The organism is Arthrobacter sp. Ha26, assembly GCF_059091705.1.
Genome location: NZ_JBNHGX010000004.1, coordinates 195015 through 206818, shown reverse-complemented (window position 1 = coordinate 206818; position 11804 = coordinate 195015). Strand labels below are relative to the sequence as shown.

General features: G+C 65.8%; 6 protein-coding genes. 1 reads left to right on the top strand and 5 read right to left on the bottom strand.

Annotation, left to right across the window (positions count from 1 at the left end):
• Window positions 1-52: 52 nt before the first annotated feature.
• From AC5RVY_RS11685 to AC5RVY_RS11665, 5 genes are all read right to left on the bottom strand, one after another.
• Window positions 53-5725, bottom strand: a complete 5673-nt coding sequence (locus AC5RVY_RS11685; protein WP_493955055.1) for an Ig-like domain-containing protein — start codon at window positions 5723-5725, stop codon at window positions 53-55.
• 628 nt (window positions 5726-6353) lie between these two features.
• Window positions 6354-7478, bottom strand: coding sequence for an adenylate/guanylate cyclase domain-containing protein (locus AC5RVY_RS11680; protein WP_493954872.1), 1125 nt, complete (start codon window positions 7476-7478; stop codon window positions 6354-6356).
• Window positions 7468-8067, bottom strand: a complete 600-nt coding sequence (locus AC5RVY_RS11675) for a PH domain-containing protein (RefSeq protein ID WP_493954871.1) — start codon at window positions 8065-8067, stop codon at window positions 7468-7470. The genes AC5RVY_RS11680 and AC5RVY_RS11675 overlap by 11 nt, the downstream gene beginning before the upstream one ends.
• Window positions 8060-8968, bottom strand: a complete 909-nt coding sequence (locus AC5RVY_RS11670; protein WP_493954870.1) for a biotin--[acetyl-CoA-carboxylase] ligase — start codon at window positions 8966-8968, stop codon at window positions 8060-8062. Before AC5RVY_RS11670 ends, AC5RVY_RS11675 begins: the two co-directional genes overlap by 8 nt.
• A 74-nt stretch (window positions 8969-9042) precedes the next feature.
• Window positions 9043-9930 (bottom strand): SDR family oxidoreductase, encoded by an 888-nt coding sequence (locus tag AC5RVY_RS11665; protein WP_493954869.1) that lies wholly within the window; start codon window positions 9928-9930, stop codon window positions 9043-9045.
• 221 nt (window positions 9931-10151) lie between these two features.
• Between AC5RVY_RS11665 and AC5RVY_RS11660 the strand changes: the two genes are divergently transcribed.
• Window positions 10152-11735 (top strand): acyl-CoA carboxylase subunit beta, encoded by a 1584-nt coding sequence (locus AC5RVY_RS11660; RefSeq protein WP_493954868.1) that lies wholly within the window; start codon window positions 10152-10154, stop codon window positions 11733-11735.
• Window positions 11736-11804 lie beyond the last annotated feature (69 nt).

Genomic DNA, 11804 nt, shown 5'->3' with positions numbered 1-11804 from the left:
CCCGCGATGGGGAGCCCTCCCCAGCGCCTGCCCCTGGCCCGGTGCCTCCCGGCTATGGTGTGGCTCCTACCGGGAAGGTGCACAGCGGTACTCCGCTCTGCGCCGGCGTACCTATCGTCGTGTGCCTCGAATCGATCCAGCGGGTCGCATTCGGTGAGCCGCGCATGATGTAGTACCACTGGCCGTCTCCGCTGTAGTAGGTGCCGTGCGGCTTCCAGCACATGATGTCGAAGACATCTGCAGCACCCATCCAGGGGCGGTCGGTGCCGCCCTGTCCGTCGCACGTGAAATTCCCCGGCTGGCTGTTGTCGTAGGAGGTTGCACCGGGCAGGTCAGTGCAACTGCGGTACATACCGGAGTTAAGCCGTGTGGTCCACCGGGTCTTGGCAGCACCTGATTGTGCGGACGCGGAGGCCAGCGGCCCGCCGGTGCCGCGCGAGTTGACGGTCTGGACCTCGATGAAGTGCCGCTCGCTGAAGCCGCCGGTGTTGATCGCGCGGCTTCCCGAGGCCGCCACCCGTTCCCAGGCGCCGCCGTCGATCCTGACCTGGGTGTAGGCGATGTCCCAGCTGCCAGCGGGAGGCGAGGCCCAGCTCAAGGTCAGGTTCTTCTGGTTTTCAGCGCCATCCGTCCCGGAGGCCGACGGCGTACCGGGCCAGCCATAAGGGTTCACCGTGGCCGGGGCGCTGGCATCGGAGCTCGGCGCGACGGCGGAGTTGGCGATCACCGTGATGGCCGTGGTGTCCCCGTTGGTGAAGCCGCCCACTGTCTGCCCGGGCTTGATGGGCCCGGACTGGCCCGTGCTGGCGCGATAGGTGTAGCTGACTTCGGCGTACGACGAGCCGTTGCGTTCCGCGGCGGTGAGCTCGCGGAAGTTGATGGTGACCGAACGGCCGGCGCCTCCGGTGTTGGCTTCGGCCGCGGACACCCCGGTGGGTTGGGCAAGCTTTCCGGTGGCCCGCCGCGGGGCCGACGCTGCACTGACTGCGCCTTTCCCTGCCTTGTTCTCGGCCTGGACGGTAAAGGTGTACGAAGCCTCCGAGTTGTTGGCTGTGAAGTTCGCGGTCCGGACAGTGCCCGCCACCACCTGCGTCTGCGCCGCACCTCCGCCGCCGCTCATGGTGACGTAATAATTCCTGATGGCATCACCGTTGGTGTTCGGCTCGCTCCAATCAACCTTGAGCTGGTTGGACGTACCCACCGAGGATGCCACGGAGGACGTGGGCGCCGCCGGAGCAGCGGGGACGCCCGCCGGGTTGTCCTCAGCGGAGTACTGGCCCCAGTCGGACGGGCCGAGCTCGTTGACCGCCTGGGCGCGCACCTTGTAGCGCACACCGTTGGTCAGGCCCGGCCAGTTATAACTGAGTCCCGTCACGCCGTTCTTGACGGCGATCCCGTTGGCCGGCGGAGGGGAGATTTCCAGGTTGTAGGTCTTTACTGCGGAGCCCTCGGTTTTGGCCGGGGTCCAGTTGATCTCCATGTTTTTGTCGCCGGCCTTGACCGCGGGAGCGTCCGGCGGTGAGGGTTTTTCATCCGGCCGGATCTCGTTGGACACCGGCGAAGGATCGGATTCCCGCACTTCGTTGGTGGCCGTGACGGTGAAGACGTACTTCACGTCGTTTGTCAGACCTGTCAGTGTGCAGGTGGTGGTGGGGCAGTCCTGGGTGAAGCCGTTTCCGGAGCGGACTGTGTACTTGGTGATGGCCGCGCCGTTGTCCGACGGCGGTGTCCACTTGAGCACGGCGGTCCTGCTGCGGACATCCGTTGCCGTGGGGGCGGACGGGGCGTCGGGCCGGTCACGGACGGTGATGCGGATCCGGCCGTCGGTCTGCCGGGAGATGTCCTCGGTCTTGTCCATGACGGTGTACCGCACCACCATCACACCCTTGAACCCGGTGGCAGGGGTCACGGTGATGGAGTCGCCTGCCACAGCCGGCGGCCCGCCGGCGGAGCCGGTTTCCACGGTGGCGGACGTCATCCGCAGCGGGGTTTCCGGGAACGGGTTGAAGTCATTTCCGAGCACGTTGACGGTCTCGGATTTACCGGCGTCGGCCTTGTCCACCACGTCCTCGTTGGCGACGGGCAGCGGCCGGTTCGAGGCAACAACGGTGGCGGTAACGGCGGCATGGGCCGGCTCGGCCCGGCCGTCGATGACCTTGAGCGGGATGCTTCCCTTCCAGCCTGCATCTTTACCCGCGTCCGGGGTCACCTTCAGGGTGGTTTTGTCCACGCTGGCGGTGAAGCCGTCGGGCAGGGCGCCATCGAGTTCGAACCTCAATTTCTCCTGGTCTCCAGCGTCCACGTCCTTGGCAAGGTTTCCCAGCTCCAGCGTGGCGGATTCGCCCTTTGGTACGTCGAGGTCGGCACCGCTGAAGGTAGGCGCGTGGTTGGCGTTCGGATCCGGAATCACCTTGGTGATGATGCTGAGGGTGGACTTGAGGCCAGCGGGATCATCCGGTCCGGTACCGTCAGTCACTTCGAAAGTGAGGGACCCCGGACCTACATAGTCCTTGAGGGCGGCGTAACGGAGGGCGCCGCCGTTCCCGGCCACCACGTCATCCGGCTCCGCACCCTGGACGCGGACCTTGTCCACCTGGGTGATGAGGGGTGCGCGGCCGTCGCGGACCCGGACGTAGTCGGCCAGGTCAAGGGTGACCTCCTTGCCGGACATCACCTCCACGACGTCGGTCCTGGCAAGGGTGGGGTGCTGTTCCCCCTGCCCGGGAACCCAGATGACCGCCGTGGCGCTTTGGCCGTCAACATCGGTGACGGTGTAGGGCACCAGCTGGTCCTCCGGCGCGAGCGTGACCTGAACGGAGCCGTCACCGGTAGCGCGGGCGTTGGGGTTTCCCTCAGGGAGGCTGATCTTCAGCTCGGAGGCAACGCCGTCGGGATCGGAGTCGTTCTTCAGCACCGGAACATCCACCGCCGCCTTGCCCAGCGTCTCGGCCTGGGTGACCACATCATCCTTGGCCAGCGGAATCTTCAGTTCGGCATCGGGGCTGACCCGGACCCGGATTACGGCGCCCGCCTGGGCTTTCTTGTCATCCTGGATTTTGTAACTGACGCTTTCGTTGCCTGCGGCGGCCGGCGCCGTGAGCAGTACTTTGCCGCCGTCGGCTGCTTCGACGGCAAGCTCGGGGCGGGCTTCGAAGCCGTTGGATACCAGGCTGATCGGGTCACCGTCGGGGTCCGAATCGTTGCTGAGTGCGTCGACGGCGATCTTCCGGCCGGGGCGGACATCCACGGCGTCGTCGATGGCGATCGGTTTCTGGTTGTTGGCCTCCTGCGGCGCGATGCCAACGATCACCGTGCCCGTATTCTCGGCCCCGATGCGGTCCCGGACGCGGTAGGTGAAAGTGTCCGTGCCGGCGGCGTTGCCGGCCGCCGTGAATTCGAGGTAGCCGTCCTTGACCACCGCTGTTCCCATCGCGGGGGCTTTATCCACGCCGGTCAGCTGGACGGAGTCACCGTCGGTGTCCACGCCGTCCAACGGCACCGGGATGCGGACCGTCATGCCTGCCACAACACGGGCGGTGAGGTTCCGGGGCTCGGGCCGGGTGTTGAGTTGATCGTCCCTGGCGCGGATCCGGATGGTCACCTGCTGGGAGTCTGACTGCCCGGATTCGTTGGTGACCTTATAGATGGCGTACACCGTTTTGGGCACGTCACCGGCGATGAAACGCACCGAGTTCCCGGAGGTGAAGATGCGGCCGTCTGCCGGGTCCGGTGTCTGCGCCAGGACGGGTTCAAGGGTGAGCTTGCCGCCGTTGGGGTCCGTGTCATTGTCCAGCACCGGAATGGTGACCACGTCCCCGGCGCGGACGCTGGCTTCGTCCGGTTTGGCCTGCGGCGCCTGAAGCTTCGCGGGGGCGGGCACCACCAGCACGGAGATTTCCCCGGTGGCGGAGGACTTGCCGTTGGAGATTGTGTACTTCACGCTGAGCTGGCCCTGGGCGCGGAGGTCGGTAATCCGCACCACCGAGTGGTCCAGGACGGCGACGCTCAGCGGCAGCCCGTCCGCGGCCGTCACCGACTGGACCACCAGCACACCGCCTGAGGGGTCGGAGTCGTTGCCCAACACGTCCACCAGGACGCTGCCGCCGCTGGGCAGCAGTGCGGGGTCACGGACTGCCACCGGGGCGGCGTCACCGCCGCCGGGCACGACGTCGACGCGCACCAGCTGCTGGGCGCTGGCGGGTCCGTTGGTGACAAGGTAGGTGATGTAGTGGGCGCCCGGTGCGGTGGCGCTGAACGTGAAAGTTTGCTGGTCGGCGCCCATAACGGCGGTGGAGTTGCCGTCCGGGGTGGTCTGCGCCAGTCGCAGGGCGCCGCCTTGGGGGTCCGAATCGTTTTTCAGCGGGGCGATCACGGTGTCCACCCCGGCAACAGCCACCACATGGTCCGCGTTGGCGATCGGCGGCAGTGCGCCGGCCGGTCGTACGTCCACGGTGACTTTGCCCTCCGTGGTGGACCGTCCGTCCGAGACAGTGACGGTGACGGTCTTGCGCCCGGGGTCGGACCCGGAGTCCTGGAAGCTGAGCAGCCCGTCGGGCCGGATCTTCACCTGGTCGCGTGGGTCGCTGCCGGAGGCGCCGACAACAAAGAGGTCGTCGCCGTCCGGATCGATCCAGTCGGGAAGGACGTTCTGGCTGACCACCTTGCCGGCCTGGACCACCAGGGTGGTGTTCCGGTTGGGTTTTTGCCGCGGGGCGGAGTTCTCACCTGGCGGGATGATGTTGAGTGTGACGTCAGCGGAGCCGGAGAGGCCGCGGCCGTCGTCCACGGTGTACTTGAATGCCTCCGCGCCGGTTTTGTCAGCGCCAATGCTGACCTGGAACCCTGTGGCGCCGTAGATAGGCGCGAGCAGGCCCGACTGCAGCGGCTCGGGGGTCCGGACGGTGAGGATGTCGCCGTCGGGGTCGGAGTCGTTGTCCAGGACGGGGAGGATGGTGGTTTTTCCGGCACGCACCCCGAAGGCGTCCGGTTTGGCCACGGGCGCGCTGTTGGGTTTGGTGCGGTCAGGCAGGACGGTCTGCTGCACCTCATCGGCGGAGTCCTTGTCGGCGTCGTCCGAGGTCTGCTGGGGCGGAATGACGTCGTCCCAGTTGTTGACCAGCTGCATGTTCTGGTTGACCAGCCACACATTCCCGGAATTCACATCATTCAGGACCACCAGGTCCCGGTTCACCCGGAAAACATACGACGGCGACGCACTCGCCTTCGGCACCTCAACGTTCTTATCATCAGCATCGTTCACACAGTCCCGGACGTACTTGTTCGCCCCCGACCACGCCGCATGCACACACCCGCCCAACTGCACCGGTGCCGCCGGAACACCCTCACCGCCGAACGCCACCGCCGTCGCCGTGCCGCCGTCCAGGGGCTGCTTCAACAACGCCCTCTGCGTAGCGATCGCCACAAAGTCACTGCCCGGACCGGTCTGCTGCAACCTCGCATCCCGCGCATTCTCCAACTCCAACCGCTTACCCCCCGGCAGGAACAACTCCCCAGCCGCCGCATCCAGCAACACCGGCTTATCCCCCACCACCGTGATCTGCAGATCCCCGGCGCCCTTCAACCCACCCCACGCCTCCGACTCCGACGACGTGACTTCACCGTTGGCATCAACACCCGTCACCGTCACCACACCGGATTTCGGATCCGCCGAATAAACCCGGTCATCAGCCCCCACCGCCGACACCGTACCCTCCGAACCCACCAACACCGGCTCGGTGGCCTCCTCATCAAAACCATTCACCGTCGACGGCGACACCGCCCACACCTTGCCCGATGCAGCATCCGTCACCGAAATCACCGACGAACCAAAACTCACATCCGCCGCCCCCGGCAACTGCTTATCCCCGCCCAGGCGCATATTCGCCGGCGACACCTGATTCAACGTCGAACCGGACTCATCATCAACAAACACCTCCCCCGCGTCCTGCAGGATGTCAAACGTCGTCGACGCCGGCGTCACCGCACCATCCAAAACACGCGACGGATAATTCAGCCGCCCCACCGCATTCTTGGACTTCGACACCACCCACACGCCACCATCATTCAAATCCACCTCAGTGGTCTTAAACCCCGGATACAACACAGCACCCGTCACCACCACCACAACAGCAGCACCAAAGGAAGCAGTACTAAGGAGTCGTCGTGAACGGAGTGGTCCGCCCGGCGTTGCCGGCCCGTTTGAGCGCGCGGGTCTGCGAATTTTCACGGTGTTGTTTCCCCCAGTAAGGCTCCGGCAGGGCCGGTTTCCGGCATGCAGTGGCCGGGTGTATTCCGACTATAACGGCGTTCACCATCAAATGGATAAAACCAGGCGTGCCTCTTGCGGCCGCCGGTCAGTCGAGGACGAGTCCCCTGCCCAGGCCGCGGGTGAGGCGGACGGGCTTGATCTCACCGAAGCCGCGGACGTTCTCGGGAGGCTGCGGCACCATCACAAAGCGTTCATCGTGTTCCAGGGCGGACGCCGTCATGGAGTCCACCAGCACCGTTCCCGGATCCGCGAGCGTCGTCAGCCGTGCCGCCAGGTTGACGGTTGGCCCGTAGATATCCCCGAGCCGGGACAGGATCCTGCCCCAGACCATGGCCACCCTGGCTTCGGGGAGGATCTCGTCCTCGGTGAAGGCCTGCGCCAGCGCCAGCGAAATTTCCGCCCCGGCAGCGGGTGTCTCGGCGATGTAGAGGACTTCGTCCCCCACGGTTTTCACCAGCCGGCCGCCGCCCACGGAAATGATTTCCGCGCACTTATTTTCGAAGCGTTGGACCAGGCGGGCCAGCGTTTTTTCGTTCATCCGCCGGGACAGGCTGGTGTAGGAAACCAGGTCCGCGAAGCCCACCGCGCGCGCCAGCGGCAGCGGGGCGTCGTCCTCATCGCCGTCGCGGCCTTCTTCGCTTGCCTGCAGGCCGGCCTCGGCCCGGACCGCCAGCCGCTGGATGCCGGCGTTAAGCTGCCGACGCCAGGAGTAGACAAGGACTTCCTCGAGGGCATCCACCAGGGCGGGAAGTTCGTTGACCAGGCGCTTGCGGGCAACGGCGTCGCTGACGCCCTGCTCGTGCACCATATCCTCCACCAACGCCTCGATCTGCCAGACCACCATCCGGTCCGTCATCTGCCCGATGGAGCGCGTGACCGAGATGGCTGCTTCCTCGGTCAACTTGCCGGAACGCACCAGGTCCACCACGGTGGAGAGCGCCGCCTGGTCACGTTCGGTGAAGGCAACATCCTCGTCGCCGAAGTTGGGGAAGCCCAGGGCGCGCCAGAGTTTGCGGGCAGAGAGCAGGGACAGGCCTGCGCCGGCAGCGACTTCACGGCGCCGCAGCTTGCGTTCCCCGCCCAGCAGCCGGGCCTCAAGTGCCTTCATGGCAAGCCGCTCGGCGGACATGGTGCCGGTGGCAGGGTGGGCGTTTGCGTCCGGAGCAGGCGCGACGGATCCGACGCGTTCCTGCTGGTCCTCATCGTTCATCCCGTCCACCTTCTCTCATTTCCCACGGCAACGCTCCGGCGGCATTATCCGTTGACCCGCCCGGCTGGAGATCCTGCTCATCCGGCAGGTCCTCAATGGCGTCCAGGATGAAGTCCCGGAACCTGGCCACCTCCGGCACGTCCGGGAACATCACCACTGACTGATATCCGGTTTCCAAGGATATATTCCCGGAGCGGAAGAGGCGTTGCAGGATCGATTCATGGACAGCGAGGTTGCGGACCGAGGCCAGGTTCACCTGCTGGTCGCGCCGCTTCCACATTCCGGACCTGGCCACCAGCCTCCTGCTGGTGAGCGTGTACCGGGTACTTTGCCAGCGCAGCAGCCGTGGCAGGCAGAAGCCCAGCCATACCGCGGCAACGGCCAGGACGCAACCGCCCACCAGCCACGGGGTCCAGCGGCCCGTGAGCGCGGGAACAGCACGGGTGGCCCCGCCGCGGATCAGCCAGGCGGAACAAAAAGCGGCGACCGCCGGTGCGAGGACAAAAGCGACGGCGGCGCCGGCGAGCCGCCGCGGCTGCGGGCGGGTAGTAACAATGACCTGTTCGCCCGGCAGGAGGTCTTTACGCATAACCGCCTTGGCCGGAGGCGTCCGGGGCGGTCCATGGCCGAAGGTGCACCACGTCCCCGGCGGTGACCACATGTTCGCGGGAATCCCGGTCCACCACCAGCAGCGAACCGTATTCATCAAGCCGGGACGCGTGGCCGATGATCTCGTGGTCCCCCGGAAGCTGGGCCCGGACCTGCTTGCCCAAGGTGACCATGACTGCCTCCACCCGTTTATGCAGGGAAGGACCGCCCGCCATCCCTGCCGCCGGGTCGCCGTCGGCATTGCAGAAGCTGCGGTACAGCACGGAAAAGTTTGAAAGGTAGCTTTTCAGGAGCACAGTCCGGTCCGCCGTCCCGGCGCCTTCCAGCACCACGGAGGTGGCCGTGGGAACAGGCAGCTCACTCGCCGTGAGGGTCACGTTCAGGCCGGTACCCAGGATGACCGGGGGCACCGAGCCGTCCACCATGGGACCCAACTGGGCCAGGATGCCGGCAATCTTCTTCCCGCGGACCAGGACATCGTTGGGCCACTTCAGTTCCGCGGGGAGGCCGGCCGTTTCATGGAGCGTTTCACGCAGCGCCAGTGCTGCGATCAGTGAGAGCCAGGAGTAGCTCTGCGTGGGCAGCGGCCGCCCCTCGGCGTTGGCAGGACGCAGGACAATCGATACCGAGATTGAGCTCAGCGGCGGTGCTTCCCAGTGCCTGTCCAGCCGTCCCCGTGCCGCGGTCTGGTACTCGGCGGTGAGCACGGACAGGTCCGGCCAGGCCGCGGGCTCCACGGTGACCGACCGGAGGAGGTCGGCGTTGGTGGAGCCGGTGGAGTCCACCACATCGATCCGGGGGATGCCAGTGGCGGACAGGAAGCGTTCGTCCGCCAAGTCCCTCCGGTTCAGGGGCGTACCGGGGGTGTGTGCGTCATCCATAGCTAAATCCTACCGACACGGGCAGCCAGCCCGGGCTGCCCGTCCCGGTGCGCGCCGCCTGCGGGAGGCCGGATCTACAGGAAAATGTCCGGAACGAGTCGGTCCTCCGGGGCGCCCAGGCTGTAGGGACGGAAGTCCTCCACTCCTGCCGCGGCCAGGACTTCCTCGTCGGTGTAGAAATTGCCGCTCGCCGTACCGCCGCCTTCAAGGTTGGCGCCGGTGAGGACGGCGTGGGCAGCGTCAGCCATGATCTGCGGCCCGCGCGCGGCCTGGACCATCTGCTCCCCGTGCGGCATGTTCCGGATGGCTGCCGTATCGATCAGGGTGCAGGGCCACAGGGAGTTGACGCGGATTCCGTCAGCTTTCAACTCTTCGGCCAGTCCCAGGGTGGTCAGGCTCATCCCGTATTTGGCCATGGTGTAGGCCAGGTGCTTCCCGGCCCAGTGCGGGTCAAGGTTCAGCGGGGGTGAGAGGGTCAGGATCTGTCCGGCAGCGGATGCGCGTAACGCGGGCAGTGCGAGCTTGGACAGCAGGAACGTCCCCCGGACATTGATGTCCTGCATGAGGTCGTACCTTTTCATATCCACGGCGTCGGTCCGGGACAGGTCGATGGCAGAGGCGTTGTTGATAACGACGTCGATGCCTCCAAAGCGGTCCAGAGCAGCTGCGACGGCGCCCGCCACGTCGTCGTCATTCCGGACATCACCCACCAGGGGAAGTGCCTGGCCGCCCGCCGCCACCAACTGCTCGGCCGCCGTGTGGACCGTGCCGGCCAGCTTGGGGTGCGGTTCGCCGGTCTTGGCCATCAGCACGATATTGGCGCCGTCCTGCGCCGCGCGCAGTGCGATGGCGAGCCCGATTCCGCGGCTTCCGCCGGAGATCAAAAGGGTGCGTCCCTGAAGGGAACCAGTGGCCTGGTAGGGGCTTGCAGGTGCGCCCGAAGCGTCGTTGCTCAAAGTCATGCAGCAACTCTAACCCAGTTATGTTACCGGCAAGTAACTTTCAGCATCGCGCTGCGGCACGGCGGAAAATTGTAGGTTTTCTACAGCAGCCGCCGCCAGAAGCGTCACTAGACTAGCCAGCAGGGTTCGTTTTTTGTGTGGATGCTACTTAACTCCCGCATCAGACCTGCCAGCCACAACAGCGCCACTGGACCAATCTGCTACAGAGCCGGAGATACTTGATGAGCCACGATCTGACAACGACAGCGGGAAAGATCGCCGATTTCCGCGACCGCCAGGCCCGTGCCGAACAACCCTCCGGTCCCGAAGCGATCGAAAAGCAGCACGCCCGCGGCAAGAACACCGCCCGGGAACGCATCGACCTCCTGCTCGATGACGACTCCTTCGTTGAGTTCGACGCCCTGGCAGTGCACCGCTCCACCGCGTTCGGTATGGAGAAGAAGAAGCCGCTGGGCGACGGCCTGGTCTCCGGTTACGGCACCGTGGACGGGCGCCCCGTGGCGGTCTACAGCCAGGATTTCTCCGTCTACGGCGGCTCGTTGAGCCAAGTCAACGGCGAAAAGATCGTCAAGGTCCAGGAATTCGCACTCCGGAACGGCTGCCCGGTGGTGGGCATCCTGGACGGCGGCGGAGCCCGCATCCAGGAAGGCGTCGCATCCCTGGCCATGTTCGCGGACATCTTCCGCAACAACGTCCACGCGTCAGGCGTTGTGCCGCAAATTTCCCTGATCATGGGCCCCTCCGCGGGCGGCGCCGCCTACTCCCCCGCACTTACCGACTACGTGGTGATGGTGGACAAGACCTCGCACATGTTCATCACCGGCCCGGACGTGATCAAAACGGTCACCGGTGAGGACGTGGACATGGAAACGCTCGGCGGTGCCCGCCAGCACAACGCCACCACCGGCACGTCCACATACCTTGCCGCAGACGAGGCCGACGCCATCGAGTTTGTCCGCGAGCTGCTGGACTTCCTGCCGTCCAACAACCTTTCCGAGGCGCCTGTGCTGGAGCACCAGCAGGAGCTGGAGATCGACGACGACGACCTCGCCCTGGACACGCTCATCCCGGATTCCGCCAACCAGCCCTATGACATGCGCACTGTTGTTGAGCAGATCGTGGATGACGGCCATTTCCTCGAAATGCAGGCCCTGTACGCGCCCAACGTGATGATCGGGTACGGCCGGGTGGAGGGCCACACGGTGGGCATCGTGGCCAACCAGCCCCTGCAGTTCGCGGGGACGCTGGATATTGCCGCCTCCGAGAAGGCTGCCCGTTTTGTCCGCCACTGCGACGCCTTCAACATCCCCATCATCACCCTGGTGGATGTTCCCGGCTTCCTGCCCGGCAAGGACCAGGAATTCCAGGGCATCATCCGCCGCGGCGCCAAACTCCTGTACGCCTACGCCGAGGCCACGGTTCCCAAACTCACCGTGATCACGCGCAAGGCGTACGGCGGGGCCTACATCGTGATGGGGTCCAAAAAGCTCGGTGCGGACTTGAACCTCGCCTGGCCCACCGCGCAGATCGGCGTCATGGGGGCACAGGGAGCGGTCAACATCCTCTACCGCCGCGACCTCGCCGCAGTTGCCGATGCTGGCGGCGACGTCGAGGCCCGCCGCGCTGAAGTCATCCGCCAGTACGAGGAAGAGTTGCTGAACCCGTACCAGGCAGCGCAGCTTGGCTATGTTGATGCCGTCATCGCGCCCTCCGAAACCAGGACCCAGATCATCAAGGGCCTGCGCGCGCTCCGCGACAAACGTGCCAGCCTGCCCACCAAGAAGCATGGGAACATCCCGCTGTGATCCCCACACGCCGCCCCCTAACTTCGCAAGGCCCCACCGGCTCCCAGCCTTCGCAAGCTCAAGCCGGGG

What these genes read in the sequence shown, in the direction of transcription:
- AC5RVY_RS11680 (WP_493954872.1), bottom strand. Translation starts at nt 7,478, where the DNA reads ATGAACGATGAGGACCAGCAGGAACGCGTCGGATCCGTCGCGCCTGCT.
- AC5RVY_RS11675 (WP_493954871.1), bottom strand. Translation starts at nt 8,067, where the DNA reads ATGCGTAAAGACCTCCTGCCGGGCGAACAGGTCATTGTTACTACCCGC.
- AC5RVY_RS11670 (WP_493954870.1), bottom strand. Translation starts at nt 8,968, where the DNA reads ATGGATGACGCACACACCCCCGGTACGCCCCTGAACCGGAGGGACTTG.
- AC5RVY_RS11665 (WP_493954869.1), bottom strand. Translation starts at nt 9,930, where the DNA reads ATGACTTTGAGCAACGACGCTTCGGGCGCACCTGCAAGCCCCTACCAG.
- AC5RVY_RS11660 (WP_493954868.1), top strand. Translation starts at nt 10,152, where the DNA reads ATGAGCCACGATCTGACAACGACAGCGGGAAAGATCGCCGATTTCCGC.